We start from the raw sequence: 17,096 nt of genomic DNA on the forward strand, positions 1-17,096 counted from the left end.
TCCGAGGCTCCCAGAGTGACCCATGCCACCCCAGCGAACGCGACCGCGGGGGACCGCCGGGGCGTCGTCGACCGACGATAGCGAGTCGCCGCCCGCGCTCGCCGTCGAGGGGCTGACGAAGCGGTTCGGGAGCGGCGCGGACGCCGTGACGGCGGTCGACGACGTGTCGTTCGCCATCGAGCGCGGGTCCGTCGTCGGCCTGCTCGGCCCCAACGGCGCGGGCAAGACCACGACGATCAAGTCTGTTCTGGGACTGGTGTTGCCGGACGAAGGGAGCGCGCGAGTCCGCGGCATCGACGTTCACGCGAACCCGCGGGCGGCGTACCGCCACGTCGACGCCATGCTGGAGGGGGCGCGAAACGACTACTGGCGGCTGACCGTCCGCGAGAACCTCCGGTACTTCGCGACGATCAAGGGCATCAAACCGGACTCGCTGACCGACCGCCACGAGCGCCTGCTGGAGAAACTCGACCTGCTGGAGAAGGCGGACGAGCCGGTCCGGAGCCTCTCGCGCGGGATGAAACAGAAGGTGTCGCTCGCGAGCGTCCTGGCGAGCGAGGCCGACGTGGTGTTCCTCGACGAGCCGACGCTCGGCCTCGACGTGGAGAGTTCGCTGACGCTCCGGCGGGAACTGCGCCGAATCGTCGAGGAGCGGGATCTCACGGCCGTCGTCAGCAGCCACGACATGGACGTGATCGAGGACGTCTGCGACCGGGTGATCGTGATGAACGAGGGGCGGATCATCGCCGACGACAGCGTGTCGGCCCTGCTCCGGCGATACGCCGCGTCCGGCTTCTCAGTCACCAGCCGGGACTTCACCGACGACCTGCTGGCGACCGTTCGCGACCGCTTCGACGTGGTCGAGACGACCGCCGTCGACGGCGCGACCCGGGTCGAGGTCGCGACCGACAGCGACGGCTTCTATCACCTGCTCGACCTCTGTCGGGAGCGCGGCGTCACGCTCGACGGCGTCGGCACGGTCGAACCGGACTTAGAAGACGTGTTCGTCGAACTGACGGGGCGCGAGCGATGACCGCCGACGGCGCGGACGGTGCGGCAGCGGGAGCGCGAGCGGGCTATCTGGACCTCGCACGGGCCGTCCTGTACCGCGAGTACCTGCTGTTCGTCCGCTACCCGGCTAACGCCGTCGGCGGCATCGTCATCTCCGTGTTCTTCTTCGCCCTCCTGTTCTACGGCGGCCGGATGCTGGCCGGGCGCGCGGTCACGGATTCCATCGAGGGCATCGTCGTCGGCTACTTCCTCTGGACGCTGTCGGTCGGCGCGTACCAGTCCATCTCCAGTGACATCGCCAGCGAGGCCCAGTGGGGCACGCTCGAACGCCACGTCATGACGCCGTTCGGGTTCGCGCCCGTCGCCCTGTTCAAGGGCGTCGCGAAAGTCGTCCGGACGTTCCTCACGTCGACGGTGATTCTCGCCGCGATGCTGCTCGTCACCGGGACGACGCTCCAGCTCAGCGCCATTACCGTGGTCGCCGTGGCGTCGCTGACCATCGCGTCCGTGCTCGGCCTCGGCTTCGCCGCCGGCGGCGTCGCCGTCCTCTACAAGCGCATCGGGAACTGGCTGAACCTCCTCCAGTTCGGCTTCATCTTGCTCATCTCCGCGCCGGTGTTCGACCTCGGCTGGACCCGGCTCCTCCCGCTCGCCCACGGCAGCGCGCTCCTCCAGCGGGCGATGGTCGACGGCACACGGCTCTGGGAGTTCCCGGCGGCGGACCTGGCGCTGCTCGTCGGCGTCGCCGTCGGCTACGTCCTCCTCGGCTCCGTCGTGTTCCGGTACACGACCCGGCGGGCCAGACGCCTCGGCGTCCTCGGCGACTACTGACCGCGAGCGAACCGGGAGGTTTTACGGTCCGGCGACACGTTGGCTCTCCTGATAGACCGGACGCTCGCACAGAGCGCAGTCGCCGCCCACACATGGCCTCCCGACACCTCACCACGGAACGGCTCGTCCTCACCCTCGCGACCGTCGTCGTCGTCAGCGTGCTGGCCGCCGCGGCCTGGTCGGTGGCGGTCCCGAGTGCGACCGCGACCCCACGCCCGACCGTCGACGCCGACGTCGCGACGCAGTACGACGCCATCGACGGCGTCGAAGCGACCCAAACGACGACCATCACCCGTAACGGGTCCGTTTCGAGTCGCACGGTCTACGACGCGACGCTCCGGCCCGGAACGGGGAAACAGCGCCTCGAAGTCCGATCCAGCACGGCGGAGCGCTACGACCTGCGGGTGTCGAACGGCTCGACCCTGTGGCTGTACGACCGCGACCGCGGGAACGCCACACGTATCTCGCTCAGCGGCGCGTCTTACGACCAGGGCGCGCGCCTCGAACGCCTGCTCGCGCGGCTGAACATGACGGATACCGACACTCGGCCGCGGACGGTCGAACCGCTGCCTGTCGTCCCCCACGGCGGCCGCCAGCCGGCAGACGCCGCCGTCGCGTCGGGGACCAGGATGGGCGTCAGCTACCGCGGGACGGAGACGGTCGACGGACGGGAGGCCTACGTCGTCCACGTCTCGCCCGAGAACGGCTCGGCGGCGTACGAACAGACGCTGTGGCTGGATTCCGAGCGGTTCTTCCCGCTGAAACAGCGCACCGAGTGGACGGCGAACGGGCGGTCCACGGTGGTGACGACGACGTACGAGAACGTCAGCTACGACACCGGCGTCGGCGACGACGCGTTCGTCCCCGACTTCCCCGCGAACACGACCGTCACCGCCCCGGAGACGCCGGAGACGCGGACCTACCGGACGGTCGACGCGCTCGAAGCCGACACCGACGTTCGCGTTCCCGCCGTCGACCTCCCGCCGTCGTTCGAACTGGCCTACGCCACGCAGACGCGAGGCCGGATCCACGGGGTCGGCCTCAGCTACGTGAACCGGACGAGTCGGATCACCGTCGCGAAGTACAACTTCACGTACCGGGCCCCGGAGGGCGACGAGCAGGTGACGATCGACGGTCGGACGGCGTCGCTCTCCCGCGGTCTCACGTCGTCGCTCTCCTGGAACTGTGGCGAGTACCGGTACACGATCCGCGGGCAGGGCGTCGCCGCGGACCGACTCGTCGCCATCGGACAGTCGGTCGGCTGTCCCGCGAGCGGCTGAGCCGCCGGAACCGCCCCGCCGCGGCCATCGCTCCGACCGCCATCAGGGACCTGTTTTCTGGGTCAGAAGTTCGACTGGTCGTTATATTATCCAACCGTGCGTCCCTCTGAATGCAGCGGGCCTGATGACCCCGCACCGCCGTGCTGCCCGGTCATCGCCGCTGTCTGTCCACCACCATGCCCCGGAGCGATCCGGGCCGTCCACCCTGGGGGAAATGGGTCACACATCGGTCCTCGAGGTGGGGTGTGGATCGCCGCCAGCCCCTCCAAGCCTCTGACTGTGCCTGGGCGGCGATTTCGGCCCCGGCTCTGGACCGGTCTCCGCTGTCGCATCGCGCCCTCCCGAGCCCTGACTTCTGACCCGGAAACTGGCAGGACCTTTTATTCGCCGACGGCTCGTGGTCTGGCACGTGAGTGAGGACCCGGACGTGGGCGATCTCCTCGATCTGCTCAGCGACGAGTACGCCCGGGATATCCTCGCAGCAACGAGTGTCAAACCCATGTCTGCGAAACAGCTCTCCGAACAGTGTGAGATGTCACAACCGACCGTGTACCGGCGGGTCGAGTGGCTCCGGGAGCACGGCCTCATCGAGGAACAGACCCGTATCGAGACGGGTGGCAACGACTACAGCGTCTTCGCCGCGACGCTCTCGGAGTTCTCGCTCGCGCTCGACGACGGGGCGTTCGACGCCGCCGTCGAGCGGACGGAGTCCACGGCGTTCCCCGGGCAGGACGAACAGGACACGGCCGACCGATTCACGAAGATGTGGGAGAATCTCTGAGATGGTCGCCCTCGCCGCCCTCGTCGAGTGGCTCATCGTCGGCCTGGCCTTCGGTTCCACCCTCCTGGGCGGGTACGTCGGCTACCAGGCCTACCGCGGCTACCGCCGCCACGACAGCCGCTCTATGCGGTACCTCTCGGTCGGCCTGTTCTGTCTCACCGCGGTGGCCTTCGCCGTCGCGTTCGTCGGCTCGGTCCTCCTCCGACAGGGCGTTCTGCCGGTGCGCTTCCAGCAGCCGCTCACGCTCGTCACCCGCGCCTTCCAGTTCGTCGGCGTGCTGTTCATCGCCTACTCGCTCCACACTCGGGAGTAAGCCGCCGCCCGCGTCTCACTCACCTCACTCCAGCAACCCGCTGTCCCGCGCGAACCGGTCCGCGAGTTCGTCCAGCACGTCCGGGTCGACCTCCGCCACCGGGTCGCCGTCGTGGAGCTGCTCGTTGTGTCGCGCGACCGCGTCCTCGACGTCGTCGAACGGGACCGCCGTTCGCGTGCCACACCCCTCGCAGACGACCGGAATCTCCGGTCCCTCGCTGTCGGTCATTGGCGACGGTTGCGCCCACCTGCCCAAATAAACTCGGATTGGCGACCGCCGCCGGCTCGTTCGACGGGCGATTCAGTCGCGACGCGCTCACGGCCGCCCGGGACCGTCGCGCTTGTCTCGTCATTCCAGAGCGCTCTTGGGGCGCTTGAGATAGAACTCCTGCTCGGTGACGCGTTCGTAGACCTCGTAGAGGGTCTCGACGGCCGCGGGATCGGGGCTGAACTGCAGGTGCGGGGCCAGGTGATAGGCCTTGCAGGTCGTCAGGAAGAAGTACAGCGTCCGGTGGTGGGCCGAGGTCGTGTCGACGACGCCGAGGCGCTCCCCGCCGAGGTCGTCCGAGAAGTCGTTGAGCATGCTCGCGATGTCGTCGCTGAGCTGTTCGTCCGGCCGCGTCAGCGGCGTCCCGAACGTCTGCTGGAAGAAGTCGCTGGTCGCCCGGAGGAACGGGTTCGAGTCCACACCGGTCGGGTCGACGGCGGCGACGGTCTCGTAGAGTTCCAGTAGCGTCGACAACTCCTCAGCCGTCACCGCGATGGGCCGGACCGGGTCGCCCTGTGGCAGCGAGTACTCCGGGAAGGAGTACGACCCCGGGTCCGGAATCCGCCCGAACACCTGGTCGAGGCTCATACGGCTAGTTCCGTCGGCAGCGGCCTAACTGTTGGGCCGGCAGTCGCGGTGGTTCGTGACATCTCGGTAGACGTGACCAGCCAGAACGCCCTCGCTCCGGTTCGCGGGCCGACGGCCCGCTCCCCGAGACGTGGGACCTTCGGTCCCTCGCGACCGACACGCTTTCGACCGCCGCCGACCGAGCCACGCCCATGTTCCCCGAGTTCGAGGTCGTTCCCGCGGTCGACATGCAGGACGGACAGGTGGTCCAGCTCGTCGGCGGCGAGCGCGGCACGGAGAAGACCTACGGCGACCCGGTCGAGGCCGCGCGGCGCTGGGTCGACGCCGGCGCGCGGACGCTGCACCTCGTGGACCTCGACGGCGCGTTCGAGGGCGAGCGACGGAACGCCGCGGCGATCGACGCCGTCCTCGATGCGGTGGAAGACGACGCCGCGGTCCAGTTGGGCGGCGGCATCCGCACGGCCGAGGACGCGATCTCCCTGCTGGACCGGGGGCTCGACCGCGTCATCCTCGGGACCGCGGCCGTCGAGAACCCCGACATCGTCGCCGAGATCAGCGAGCGCCACCCCGGGAGCGTGCTGGTGAGCCTCGACGCGAAGGGCGGCGAGGTCGTCGTCTCGGGGTGGACAGAGGGAACGGGGCTGGACCCGGCCGAGGCCGCAGAGCGGTACGCCGACCTCGGGGCCGGCGGCATCCTCTTTACCGACGTGGACGTGGAGGGGCAACTCGACGGCGTGCGGACCGATCCGGTCCGACGGCTGGTCGAGGCCGTCGACATCCCGGTCGTCGCCAGCGGCGGCGTCGCGACCATCGACGACGTGCTGGCGCTGGAGCGGGCCGGGGCGGCCGCCGTCGTCGTCGGCAGCGCGCTCTACGAGGGCGAATTCACCCTCGAAGCGGCGATGGACGCCGTGGCCGGTGAGTAGCGCCGTTCAGTCGAGCGAGGCGAACGGGAGCGTCGCCCGCGAGTCGGCCCCGTAGGCGAGCGCGTCGGCCTGACTCACGCTGTCGGGCGTCACCAGGTCCATGACGCGGGGCGCGTTCTCGACCGCGCCGGTTTTCGCGCCGCCGAAGACGTACTCTTGTGCCGTCTCGGCGACGGGACGCAGCGAACCGCGGTCCTCCGACTGGACCATCGCGACGGCTTCGAGGTCCGCGGCGTCGACGCCGTCGACGGCCGCGCGGTCGATACTCAGCGTGACCGTCCCCGCGTCGGCGTCGACCGCTTCGCCGACCGAGACGACGTTCCCCTCGCCGTCGGTGAGCGCCGCTCCGCTGGCGTCGACGGCGCTCTTCGAGAAGCCGCTGATCTCCAGGCGGTACTGCCAGGGCGCTTCGAAGTCGACGTTCGCGCCGAGGTCGTCGAGGCTGCTGGTCGCGCCGCCGTCGGCGCTCGGGTCGCGCAGCCAGAGAACGAACCACTGCGGCGAGAAGCCGCGGCTGCTGCCGAAGGCGTTGTAGAGCGTCTCCACCTCGAAGGTGAACCGCTGCAGGCTCGGCGTCTGCTCGACCGTCACCGAGCGCAGGTCGAACGCGCCCGACTGGAACGCGTCGGCCGTCGGGTAGGTGTAGCCGCCGGGGCCGTGGTCGTCGTCTGCCGGGTCCGCGAGGTCGGCCACCGTCGCGGGCGGTTTGATGGTCACGGTCTCGCTCGCCAGCGTCGTGCCGTCCGGCAGCGCCACCGTCACCTCGTACTCGCCGGCCTCGTCGATCGCGTAGCCGACGGTGTCCGTGTAGCCGCTCGTCTCCGGCGGGATGCGGACGTTCTCGGTGCGGACGAACTCCCCGTCGACGAACAGTTCGGTGGTCGTCCCGCCGACGAACGCGTCGCCGTTGTCCCCAGTCGCCTCGATGAAGCGTTCCTGGACGAACGCCTCGCCGGCGACGTTGACCTCGAAGTCCTGTTCCGGGCGCTCGTATTCGGGCAGGTCGTTGATCTCCTGGCCCCTGGCCGGCCGGAGGCGGACCGCGGTCCCGCCGCTGCCGACCATCGACGCGAGCAGCGTCGTGCCGGGGTCGACGACGGCCTCCGTGACGCGAACGTCGGTCAGGTTCCCGTCGTAGTCGGCCTCGACGCCGTCGGTGTAGATCTCGGCGACGTACTTCGGGCCGCTCGGCCCCTTTCCGTTGCTGTTCCCGTTACCGTTCCCGGGCCCCTGTCCGTCGCCCTTCGACGCCGGCGAGAGGAAGTCGAGCGGTACGTCGATCGCGCGCCCGCCCTCGTCGGTCATCGCGCCGAGGTACCACTCCTCGCCCGTCCGTCGGGCGGTCACCACGTAGTCGCCGATGGCCGCGTCGAGGACGCGGGTGTCGTCCCAGCCGGCGGCCGGCACGTCCTCGATGAACTGGAAGGCGTCGACCGTCTCGCCGCGGATTGGGGTCGTCTCCGGTTCCGGCATCGACGCGCCGGGTTCGGTGACGGCGACGGAATCGAGGTTGACGCCCCCGGTGTCCGCGTCGGTGAACGCGACCGCGACCTCGTCTCCGCCGCCGGACAGCGAGACGGTGGTCGAGACGGCGTCCCAGTCGTTCCAGTACGCCGTCGGCGGGAACGTGACCTGCGCGGCCTCGGAGCCGTTGACCAGGACCGTCGCCGTGCGGTCGGTGTCCGCCGGGACGGCGTTGTTCTCGGCGTCACTGGCGTAGCGCAGGTGGAGGTCGTACTCGCCCTCGCTCGCGCCCTCGACGGTCCAGGCGACGCTCGCGCCCGGGGACGCACCGTTTGGATCGATGGCGACGTACTGTTCGCCCTGGGCGCCGGGCCAGCGCGCGCCGGTCGAGAAGCCGTCGACGTCGCCCCACTCGGCCTGTGCGACCGCGCCGATCTCGGTTGTCGACGGCTGGTCGGCGAGGTAGGAACTGGGCAGGTCGGCGACCATCTGGAGGCCGCTGAAGTACGTCGGGTACATCGCCAGTTGCTTCGCGCGGGTCGTCTCGATGCCGCCGGACCCGGAGTCCATGTCGAAGATGCCCGGGGTGTACTCCATGGGACCGGCCAGCATCCGCGTGAACGGGATGGTGACGTGGTGGGACGGGCTCACGTCGCCGAAGGCGTCGTATTCCTGGCCCTTGACGCCCTCACGGGTCATGAGGTTCGGGTACTGTCGCCGGCGACCGGTCGGGTGAATCGGCTCGTGCATATCGAGCATCTGGCGGTTGGCCGCCGCGGTCTCGGCGACGAGCGTGTGGTGGTTCACGAGCACCTGGTTGTGGTGGTTGTGGCCCTCGCCGGCGAGGTCGCCGCTGTCGGCGACGTAGCCGTTCTTGATGGTCCGGATGCCGAGGTCGTCGTAGGTCGGGAACGCCTCGTCGAGCTGGGACTCGTAGTTCTCGAAGTCGCCGGCCGTCTCGTTGTGCATCGTCATCTGGGTCGGCGGATCGAGGCTGGGGCCGTAGTCGGTCACCGCCTGGAGATCGAAGTCCGGATAGGGCTGGTCGAAGTCGAAGGCGCTGCCGTCGCCGGGATAGCTCGACCAGCCCTCGTTCCAGCCCTCGACGAGGACGCCTTGGATGCCGTGCTCGCTGGCGAAGTCCATGTACTGCGTGGCGCGACCGGTCTGTGCCCCGTGGTTGCCCGAGTTCGGCCCCGTGTACTCCCAGTCCGCGCGGCCGGTTATCATCAGCCACCAGACGCCGACGAACTTCTGGGGCTCGATCCAGTCGACGCCCTGCGTGAACACGTCCTCGTCGTAGTCCTCGTTGAGGGCGACGACGAGGCTCGATTCCACGAGGTCCCCGGCGCTGGTCCCGACCTGCACCGTTCGCCACGGGGTGACGTGCGGGGCCGACGCCGAGACCTTCGTCCCGTCGGGAAGCGGCGCGAGCGTCGACTCGAAAGCGGCGTCGCCGGCGTCCGACGGCGCGAGCGCGAGCGAGGCGTAGTCAGTCAGGTCGGCCTCGTGGACCGCGAGGTAGCGGCCGTCGTCGGTCCGCATCGTCAGCGGCGTGTGGACGCCGTCGAAGGGCGTGTCGTCGAGTTCGCCGGCGACCTCGCTCAGCGCGGTCTCCTCGTACTCGACCTCGAAGTTGTTGTAGTCGTTGGGGATCCACCACGAGTCGTAGTCGCCGGCGAAGCGGTACTCGGTCCGCTCTGACGTGACGACGAACTGCTCGCCGAACGGCTCTCCGAAGACGAACCGGAAGCCGACGCCGTCGTCGAACACGCGGAAGACGAACGTGCCGAAGCGGCCCGGCTCCGCGGTCTCTTCGACGCCCAGTCTGAGTTCGGTGTAGCGCTCGGGAATCTCGTCGTACCGGTCCCAGACGGGCGTCCACGAGGTGTCGGTTTCGGAGCGCTCGCTCCCGGTGACGGTCAGGCCGTCCCGGAACGCGTCCTGATTCCTGAACTCGAAGCCGAGCGCCGAGTCGTCGACGACCGTGACGCCCTCGTGGGCGACCCGGTACGTCGGTGTGCCGTCGGAGACGTCCACCGTGAGCGCGACGCTCCCGTCCGGCGACGTCACGGTCTGCGCCGCGGCGTCGTCGCCGTCGGTGACCTGCGCCGCCGTCTCCGCCGGGACAGACGCCGAGAACGCGGACGCGGCGAGGAGTGACCCGACGCCACCGAGGAACTGTCGGCGGCTCTGCTTGGAACTTGGATGACTTTCTTCTTCAGACATCAACTCTGGCCTGAAGTGGGTGGCTAATAAAAGTTCACTCGAATCTACATTATTTCTCAATCATCGGTCGTGATGATTTTCGCGAGCGCCTCGGGCCGCCGGTCGTGGGCGAATCGGCCGGTCGCTTGGGGCCGGCGACCCCACAGCCGCGTCGCTTTTGCCCGTCCCGGCCCTGTCTCGGGTCGTGCGGGAGTTCGACTTCGAACTGGCGCTGTGTGCCCACCTCGAACGCGAGGGGCGACTGGTGAGCCGCCAGCTCGGCGGGCACGTCCACGGGCGGCGCGTCCTCGACACGGTGGTCGTCGAGCCCGGTCCCGAGTTCGACGAGCGGGCGGCCATCACCGCCGACCGCATCCCGACGGCGGCCATCGAGAGCGACGTGGGGCCCGGCCGGGCGCGCTACTGGAAGGACGCATTCGACTGCCACCCCGACCGGGCGGAGCGCGCCGTCGAACTGGCCGTCGAGCGCGGTTTCTTCGAGCGCGAGCGCCGCGGCGGCCGGACGTACGTCCGCCAGACGGCGCGCTATCCCGACTGGATCGGCGGGCTGCTCGCCGTCGAGAACAAGCCCGACCTCGGCCGGCCCGGCGACCTCGAAGCGCAGTTGCGGACCGACGTGTCGCTCGCGCTCGCGGACCGCGTCGTGCTGGCGACGGCCTCCTACGTCACCGGCGCGCACCTCAATCGCATCCCCGATGCGGTCGGCGTCTGGCGGTTCGACCCCGAAACCGAGACGCGCGAGGTCGTCCGCGAGCCGACGCCGCTCCCGACCGACGGGCCCGGCGTCGAACTGCTGGACGAGCGTCCGACCCGGACGGACGTGCGGGTCGTCACGGCGGCGGAGAAGGCGCGAGCCCGGCGTGCGCTGGCCGAGCGGGCCTACGCGAAGGGCTGGCGGAGCTTCGACTACCCGGCGTGTGCCCGCTGTGACCCCGGCGGCGACGGTCGGCCCCGGTGCGCCTGGAAGGCCCGTGACGTGCTCGCGAGCGCGGAGTGCGGTCCGGACTGCGAGGGCTATCAGGCGGCGACGCCGCCGGAGGTCGACGGCGACGCGCTCCGGGCCGACCGGACGCCGTGGATTCCCGACCCCGACGGTCGTCGTCGTCGCCAGTCGGGACTCGACCGGTTCGGCTGAGCGGTGCGTGCGGGTTGGTATGGATTCACTCAAATCCGGGTCCTTATGCTGGAGAAGCGCTGTATGTCGCTAATGGAGTACGAACCGGATCAGGAGGAACCCGTGAGCGCGGCGGTCGTGCACGCGGTGAGTACGTTCGAACAGCGCGACCCGACGGCGCTCCCGCCGTTGCACGACACCGTCGACCCGGACGCACTGGACGCGCTGTTCGCCCCGACAGGCGGCGGAGCTGAGCAGCGCAGTTGCGTCTCGTTCACGTTCAGCGCCTCGTTCGTCACCGTCGATGCCGACGGGCGAGTGACTGTCGTGCCCGACGCCGCGCCGGCCGCCGAGCCCGCGTGTCAGTGACCGCCTCGGCGACCGTCCGTCGTCTCGTCGCCTGCGCGTGAGTCGTCGTCGGCCGGCACGCCGCCGTCGCCGGCCGTCGTCCGGCCGTGTCGCTCGTAGTTGTCTTCGGTCACTGCCGGCGCTACGTCGGCCACCTTCGCGGCGTGTTTCGTCCGCGCTCGGTAGTTCGCCGCGGCCGCGATGGCGACGCCGGCCGCGAGGCCGACGATGAGGACCCAGTCGAGTCGACCGACGACGACCAGGAGCCCGCCCGCCGCGAGGACGCCGCTGCCGAGAGCCGCCCCGCCGACTTCGGCGAGTCCGCGCCTGTCCATGAGACCGTCTACGGCGTTCTCCGCCTATAAGCTATGGACCGTTTCACGCTGCCGAATCGGCGGCTCAGACGAGTCTCAGGCTTCTGGGTCGGGGGGAAATCTGCGGTCGAAATCGCCGGACGTCGGACGGTCTCAGAGCGTGAAGCGCTCGCCGTCGAGTGCGATGTCGTCGGCGAACGCCCGGTCCGCCGGGACGTAGTGGGCGGTGTGGACGATGCGGTACTCGGCGGCCTCGATGTCGGCGGCGAAGTCCCGCGCGCCCCGCAGGGTCATGTGCTTGGTTCCGAAGGTCCGCGGGACGCCGTCGGCGGCGTGGTCGGCCCCGCCCTTCGGGTGGAACTCGCAGGCCTCCGGGTGGACGATGCCCTCGACCAGCGCGAGGTCGGCGCCGGAAAGCACCGCCGTCGAGCGCTCGGGTACGTCGTAGCAGGTATCCCCGGATAGCGACAGCACCGCGCCGGTCTGGGGCTCCTCGATTCGGAGGCCGTAACACAGCAGCGGCGGGTGGGTCACCGGGACGAGCGTCACCTCGAAGCCGGCCACCGTGAACGGTTCGAGGGGTGTCTCGGCGCTGACCGACACCGTGTCGAGGTAGTCGTAGCGGTGGCGGACCGTCTCGGCGACGCTCTCGTCGGTCATCGGGTCCGTCTCGTCGGCGGCGTGCACAGGCAGGTGGTCGAACAGGCGGTAGGCGTTCCCGAGGCCGTCGAGGTGGTCGAAGTGGACGTGGCTGACGACGGCCGCGTCAGGTAGCGGGACCGACTCGCGGAGGAACTGGTGGCGAAAGTCCGGACTCGCGTCGATCAGCAGCGACTCGCCAGTCTCCTCGTTTCGCACGTAGACCGAGAAACGCGAGCGCTCGACTCCGCCCGAGGGGTCGATACCGCGCTCACGGGCGTGTTCTCGCAGTTCCGCGTCGGGGTCGCGCGCGCGCTCGCAGGTGTCGCAGTCGCACCCGACCGTCGGCGTCCCCGTCGTGTCGCCGGTCCCGAGCAGCGTGACCTCCATCACGTGGGGGTCGGCACGGGACGGGCCTAAGCCCCTCGCTTCCGGACGGCGGCCCGCCTCCTACGGAGCGGTGTGTCGGCCGGACCGTCTCACTCTTCGGTCGCGGCGGCGTCGAGGTCGATGCCCCGCCGACTGGCCGTCTCCGCGAGGATGGCTTTCGCCCGCTCGTCGGCCACGTCGTCGACGAGGCACTCGATGAACCCCTCGAGCAGCGCGGGTCGCACCCGGAGATCCACAAACTCGACCCGGCCGTCCGCGACGACAACGTCGATGTCCCACTCCCCCTCGTCGGGGTCGGTCATCCGCACGTCGACCCACTCGTCGGCCGGTTCGTCTGGCTCGGTGAACACGTCGTCTCCCATCGCTCTGCTAGATGCCACCGACTCCCATAAACTCTCACTCCGTCCGACAGGACTCGACCGCCCTCCGTCGGTCCATCGCAGTCGGCCGGCTCATCGCTTAAATACCACCACCTCGTTCCTCGGATATGACGTTCGTCGTCCCCTTCGACGGCTCGGCGTACGCCGAGGCCGCGCTCGTCCGCGCTCGCGAGTTCGCGCCGGCCGTCGACGAGTCGGTCCAGGCCGTGACGATCATTCCGCGAGACAACGCTCGCTACGCCCGCGAGAGAGGCTGGCTCGGCCCGGACGAACCCTTCGACACCGACGGCATCGTCGACGGACTCGCGGAGCAGGTCCACGAGATCGCACCGCTGGCGTCGTTCCATCACGAGAGGTGTACGCGAGAAGTCTCGGGCAACACCATCGCCAGGCCGGTTCGGAAGTTCGCCAGACGGGAGGGCGCGACGGTGGTGTTCATCGGGTCGGACTCCGCCGGACGACTCACGAGACGGCTCGGTAGCGTCGGCGAGCGCGTCAGTGCTGACGTGGCCTACGACGTGGTGATCGTCCGTCGATTGCCCGATTCGGTGGCGCAGTAGCCCGCGACTCAGTCGTCGTGATCGTGGTCGTGGTCGTGATCGTGGCCGCCGTCCCCGTCGCCGGAGAAGTCGCCGCCGGCCACCAGCGCCTCGTGGTCGCCGTCCATCATGTCCATGTTCTTGAGGTTGTCGCGCTCCTCGAAGTCGACGATGGCGTCCTTGAGGTCCTGCTGAGTCAGCGTCGTCCGCTCCTCGGTCAGGGCGTTGAGGACGGCCTCCCGGAGGACGAGGCGGAGGTCGCTCCCGGTCAGCCCTTCGGTCAGGTCCGCCAGCGTCTCGGGGTCGAAGTCCACGATGTCCATCTGGCGGGTGACGATGCGGAGGATGTCCGCGCGCATCCCGCTGTCGGGCTTGGGGAAGTTGACGATCTCGTCGAAGCGCCGCCAGGCCGCGGCGTCGAGCTGGTCGGGGTGGTTCGTCGCGCCGATGAGCAACACCTCGTCCTGGATCAGCGAGATCTCGTCGATCGACTTCAGCAGGGTGTTGACGGCGCGCTTGATGGCCGCGTGCTCGTCTGAGGACCGCGTCTTCGCGACGAAGTCGAACTCGTCCATGAAGAGGATACATGGCGAGAGCCGCTTTGCCACCTCGAACACCTTCTCGACGTTCTTGGCCGTCTCGCCGAGGTACTGGCTCGTGATCATCGACAGCTTCACCTCGACGAACGGGAGGTCGAGGTCGTGGGCCAGCGCCCGGGCGACGCTCGTCTTGCCGGTCCCCGGCGGGCCGACGAACAGCAGTTTCCCGATCTCGCGCAGGCCGATCTGGGCGAGGTAGTCGCGGTGCTCGATGGCCTTGACGATCTTCTGAATCTCGTCTTCCTGGTCGGTGGTCAACACGAGGTCGTTGAGAGTCATCTCGACCTCCTCGGGCGCGCGCACGTCCACGAGGTCGAGCATCTCCTCTTCCTCCTCGTCGTCGGAGTCGAACGCCTCCTCCAGCCTGGCGTCGATAAACGCGCGGTCGGCCCGCGACGGGCGGTTCGCCGCGCGCGCCTTTTCGTAGTCGAGGCCGTCGACCTTGTCCTCGTACACCGCCGCCAGCACGGGGTTCTCGGCCAGGTGGTCGGCGTCGACCCGTTCGAGGAACCACTCCTCGGCGAGGTCGCGGTCGGTAAAGGAGATGCTCCCGGAGAAGTCGTCGCGGTCGGTGAACATCAGTCCGGAGACGGCGGCCCAGGGGCGCTCGACCCCGGTCGCCTCGCTCGCGGTCGTGTTCGTCACCGACAGCGGACGTTCGATCTCACCGTCGCTCCAGAACACGGACCGGTACGCGGGCGGCAGGTCGTCGGGTTCGAGGTCCTGTCGCTCGCCGTAGAGAGTGGCCGTCAGCAGAAACTCGATGACGTCCAGTTCCGGATTGCTCATTCCCACTAACGTTACCACGCGACCGGTATAAGTCACTCGAAGCGCGCTCTCTGGCAGTAGGATAATATACTACAATTGTGTATGGTTGACATATGGCAACGGGTAACGCGCTCATCGACGTGTACCGGGACCGTATCGGCGACCCGACCACCGACGACGAAGCCTACGGCTACTGGCTGTTCGTGTTCGGGATCATCCTCGGAATCCTCGGGCTGGTGCTGTTCTCGGTGACGGCCTCCCGGAGCACGCCGCGCCAGTTCGGGTATCTCCTCGGCGCTATCGGTCTCATCTGCCTGTTCGCGGGGCCGACGATCCGACTCCCCCTGACACGGCGCGGCCTGTTTCTCACCTACGCCGGGGCGGTCGTCGCACTGCTCGGCGTCGTCTGGTTCACCACCTTTTACCCGAACAACTGGACCGGGCCCGAGGGCAACCCAGCGGTCTCGGTGTACATCGTCGGCCTGGCGCTGATGGCCGTCGGGGCCGTCGCCGCGCCGCTGTTGACCGGTCGGACGGAGGCCTACGAGGAGGCGGTTCGGACGGCCGAAGCGGCAACCGAGACGGCCGAACAGGCGAGTCAGGAGGCCGAGGACGCGAGTCGGGCGGCCGAGGCGGCCACCGAAACGGCGCGGCGACAGACCGAAACCGCACAGCGGGCGACCCGCGAGCGCGAGACGATGGCCGAGGAACTCGCGGCCAGCGAGGCGGCGCGGGCCGACGTCGCCGCCGTCGCCGAGGCCACCGAGGCCGAACTCGCCGCGGCACAGGCGACTATCGCGGCCGCGATGGACAGCAAGGCGACGTTCGAACTGTACGCCGACGCGGCCGGGAAGTACCGCTGGCGGCTCCGCCACCGCAACGGCAACGTCATCGCCGACAGCGCGCAGGGGTACGCCTCGCGCCAGAAGGCGATGCAGGGACTGCGTAGCGTCCAGTCCAACGCCGCCGGCGGCGCGGTCGTCTTCTTCGAGGACGCGACCGAGGACGACACCGCCGAGGACGTGCCGCAGGTCCCGGCCCCCGAGAGTGCGGCGACGTTCGAAGTCTTCGAGGACCAGGCCGGGGAGTTCCGCTGGCGACTGCGCCACGACAACGGCGAGATCATCGCCGACAGCGGCGAGGGCTACGCCTCGAAGTCGAACGTCAGACGGGCGCTGAAGAGCGTTCGCGCGGAGGTCCCGGGCGCGGCGTACCTCGCGCTCGACCCGGTCGCCTTCGAGGTGTACGCCGACGCCGCCGGGGAGTTCCGCTGGCGGCTCCTCCACCGGAACGGCCGCATCCTCGCCGACAGCGGCGAGGGGTACGCCACGCGGTCGAACGCCCGCCGCGCGGCCCGGCGGGTCGGCGAACTGGCCCCCGAGTCGGCGGTCGACGACGGATTCGAGGTGTACGAGGACGCCGGCGGCGAGTGGCGCTGGCGGCTGCGCGCGGCCAACGGCGAACTCGTCGCGGACAGCGGGCAGGGGTACTCGAACCGCTCGAAGGCCATCGACGCCGTCGAGCGCGTGCAGTCCCACGCCGCCGGGGCCGACCTGCTCGCCATCGGGACGGCGGCCTTCGAGGTGTTCGAGGACATGGGCGGGGAGTTCCGCTGGCGACTGCGTCACCGCAACGGCGAGATCATCGCCGACAGCGGCGAGGGGTACGCGGAACGCAACAAGGCCGTCGCGGCCATCGGGCGAGTCAAGCGCCACGCGCCGGGCGCGGACCAGACGGAGTGATCCCTCGACGCGACCGTCTCGGCCACGCAACCGTCGATTCTCTTTCCTGTAGAATCCCCGAACTGATTAAGGCCCGTTCGCCCGAAGTTACAACCATATGACAATAACTTCGCTCGAAGACGCGGGGCTCAGGCGCATGGACGACGAGGCGATAGAGGCGTTCCTGGCCGGCCGCCGGGTCGGCGTGCTGGGCCTGCCGACGGACGCCGGGCCGTACATGGTGCCGCTGTCGTACGGGTACGACCCGGACGAGGCCGCGCTGTACTTCACGTTCATCGGCGGGCCGGACAGTCGAAAACAGCGGTTGACCGACGCGGCCGACGACGCCAGCGTCCTCGTCTATCAGGTCGAGTCGATGTTCCACTGGGAGAGCGTCCTCCTGTATGGAACCATCGACGCGGTGCCCGAGGCCGAGTGGGAGACGGTCGGGGACGTGCTCGACTCGGCGTGGCGACCGGACCTCTTCGAACGAGCCATCGCGTCCGACGAGGTCGCAGTCTATCGGTTCCGCATCGACACACAGCGGGGCATCAGGCACACCGGCTTGCCGCCTGGCTTCGACGTCGAGTGAGC

At 69.3% G+C, this 17,096-nt stretch carries 18 protein-coding genes; 11 read left to right on the forward strand and 7 right to left on the reverse strand.

The annotated features are described in order from the left end of the window. Positions 1–22 precede the first annotated feature (22 nt). The 5 genes from ACOZ4I_RS00190 (at position 23) to ACOZ4I_RS00210 (ending at position 4,216) form a co-directional block, all read left to right on the forward strand. Complete coding sequence (locus tag ACOZ4I_RS00190) at positions 23–1,033, forward strand: ABC transporter ATP-binding protein (protein WP_424001833.1); 1,011 nt, start codon at positions 23–25, stop codon at positions 1,031–1,033. Next, positions 1,030–1,842, forward strand: coding sequence for an ABC transporter permease (locus ACOZ4I_RS00195; protein ID WP_424001836.1), 813 nt, complete (start codon positions 1,030–1,032; stop codon positions 1,840–1,842). Before ACOZ4I_RS00190 ends, ACOZ4I_RS00195 begins: the two co-directional genes overlap by 4 nt. Positions 1,843–1,934: 92 nt before the next feature. Continuing rightward, entirely contained in the window at positions 1,935–3,122 is a 1,188-nt protein-coding gene (locus tag ACOZ4I_RS00200; protein ID WP_424001838.1) for a LolA family protein, read from the forward strand. A gap of 409 nt (positions 3,123–3,531) precedes the next feature. Next, a complete protein-coding gene (locus ACOZ4I_RS00205; protein WP_424001840.1) occupies positions 3,532–3,903 on the forward strand; it encodes an ArsR/SmtB family transcription factor in 372 nt (123 codons plus the stop codon). Between the two features lies 1 nt (position 3,904). Continuing rightward, on the forward strand, positions 3,905–4,216 hold the full coding sequence (locus ACOZ4I_RS00210) for a DUF7521 family protein (RefSeq protein WP_424001842.1): 312 nt from the start codon (positions 3,905–3,907) through the stop codon (positions 4,214–4,216). A 24-nt stretch (positions 4,217–4,240) separates the two neighbouring features. Here ACOZ4I_RS00210 and ACOZ4I_RS00215 read toward each other — a convergent pair whose 3' ends face one another. Next, complete coding sequence (locus ACOZ4I_RS00215; protein ID WP_424001844.1) at positions 4,241–4,444, reverse strand: hypothetical protein; 204 nt, start codon at positions 4,442–4,444, stop codon at positions 4,241–4,243. Positions 4,445–4,564: 120 nt separating this feature from the next. Continuing rightward, positions 4,565–5,071 (reverse strand): hypothetical protein, encoded by a 507-nt coding sequence (locus ACOZ4I_RS00220; RefSeq protein WP_424001846.1) that lies wholly within the window; start codon positions 5,069–5,071, stop codon positions 4,565–4,567. 191 nt (positions 5,072–5,262) lie between these two features. Between ACOZ4I_RS00220 and hisA the strand changes: the two genes are divergently transcribed. Beyond that, positions 5,263–5,997: a 1-(5-phosphoribosyl)-5-[(5-phosphoribosylamino)methylideneamino]imidazole-4-carboxamide isomerase gene (hisA, locus tag ACOZ4I_RS00225; RefSeq protein WP_424001848.1), complete on the forward strand. Its 735-nt coding sequence runs from the start codon at positions 5,263–5,265 to the stop codon at positions 5,995–5,997. A 6-nt stretch (positions 5,998–6,003) separates the two neighbouring features. Here hisA and ACOZ4I_RS00230 read toward each other — a convergent pair whose 3' ends face one another. Then, positions 6,004–9,690 carry a glycoside hydrolase family 97 catalytic domain-containing protein gene (locus ACOZ4I_RS00230; RefSeq protein WP_424001850.1) on the reverse strand — a complete coding sequence of 1,229 codons (3,687 nt, stop codon included), beginning with the start codon at positions 9,688–9,690 and terminating at the stop codon, positions 6,004–6,006. Positions 9,691–9,874: 184 nt separating this feature from the next. On the opposite strand from ACOZ4I_RS00230, the gene ACOZ4I_RS00235 reads away from it, so the two are divergent. Both ACOZ4I_RS00235 and ACOZ4I_RS00240 read left to right on the forward strand, forming a co-directional pair. Beyond that, positions 9,875–10,825 (forward strand): DUF5787 family protein, encoded by a 951-nt coding sequence (locus tag ACOZ4I_RS00235; protein WP_424001852.1) that lies wholly within the window; start codon positions 9,875–9,877, stop codon positions 10,823–10,825. A gap of 72 nt (positions 10,826–10,897) precedes the next feature. Continuing rightward, positions 10,898–11,173, forward strand: coding sequence for a HalOD1 output domain-containing protein (locus tag ACOZ4I_RS00240; protein ID WP_424001854.1), 276 nt, complete (start codon positions 10,898–10,900; stop codon positions 11,171–11,173). Here ACOZ4I_RS00240 and ACOZ4I_RS00245 read toward each other — a convergent pair. The 3 genes from ACOZ4I_RS00245 to ACOZ4I_RS00255 all read right to left on the reverse strand — a co-directional run bounded on the left by ACOZ4I_RS00245 (position 11,167) and on the right by ACOZ4I_RS00255 (position 12,857). Beyond that, positions 11,167–11,487: a hypothetical protein gene (locus tag ACOZ4I_RS00245; protein ID WP_424001856.1), complete on the reverse strand. Its 321-nt coding sequence runs from the start codon at positions 11,485–11,487 to the stop codon at positions 11,167–11,169. The genes ACOZ4I_RS00240 and ACOZ4I_RS00245 overlap by 7 nt on opposite strands. A gap of 132 nt (positions 11,488–11,619) precedes the next feature. Beyond that, positions 11,620–12,495, reverse strand: a complete 876-nt coding sequence (locus ACOZ4I_RS00250; protein ID WP_424001858.1) for an MBL fold metallo-hydrolase — start codon at positions 12,493–12,495, stop codon at positions 11,620–11,622. 89 nt (positions 12,496–12,584) lie between these two features. Continuing rightward, positions 12,585–12,857: a hypothetical protein gene (locus ACOZ4I_RS00255; RefSeq protein ID WP_424001860.1), complete on the reverse strand. Its 273-nt coding sequence runs from the start codon at positions 12,855–12,857 to the stop codon at positions 12,585–12,587. Positions 12,858–12,982: 125 nt separating this feature from the next. On the opposite strand from ACOZ4I_RS00255, the gene ACOZ4I_RS00260 reads away from it, so the two are divergent. After that, the gene (locus tag ACOZ4I_RS00260; protein WP_424001862.1) at positions 12,983–13,435 is read left to right on the forward strand and encodes a universal stress protein; all 453 of its coding nucleotides are present in this window, start codon (positions 12,983–12,985) and stop codon (positions 13,433–13,435) included. Positions 13,436–13,443: 8 nt separating this feature from the next. Here the strand turns inward: ACOZ4I_RS00260 and ACOZ4I_RS00265 are convergent, their stop codons facing one another. Further along, positions 13,444–14,802 carry an ATP-binding protein gene (locus tag ACOZ4I_RS00265; RefSeq protein ID WP_424001864.1) on the reverse strand — a complete coding sequence of 453 codons (1,359 nt, stop codon included), beginning with the start codon at positions 14,800–14,802 and terminating at the stop codon, positions 13,444–13,446. 92 nt (positions 14,803–14,894) lie between these two features. On the opposite strand from ACOZ4I_RS00265, the gene ACOZ4I_RS00270 reads away from it, so the two are divergent. Both ACOZ4I_RS00270 and ACOZ4I_RS00275 read left to right on the forward strand, forming a co-directional pair. Continuing rightward, complete coding sequence (locus tag ACOZ4I_RS00270) at positions 14,895–16,523, forward strand: HVO_2922 family protein (protein WP_424001866.1); 1,629 nt, start codon at positions 14,895–14,897, stop codon at positions 16,521–16,523. Positions 16,524–16,620: 97 nt separating this feature from the next. After that, on the forward strand, positions 16,621–17,094 hold the full coding sequence (locus ACOZ4I_RS00275; RefSeq protein ID WP_424001868.1) for a pyridoxamine 5'-phosphate oxidase family protein: 474 nt from the start codon (positions 16,621–16,623) through the stop codon (positions 17,092–17,094). Positions 17,095–17,096: the final 2 nt, after the last annotated feature.

This window comes from Haloarcula salina (assembly GCF_049603855.1).
Taxonomy (GTDB): domain Archaea; phylum Halobacteriota; class Halobacteria; order Halobacteriales; family Haloarculaceae; genus Haloarcula; species Haloarcula salina_A.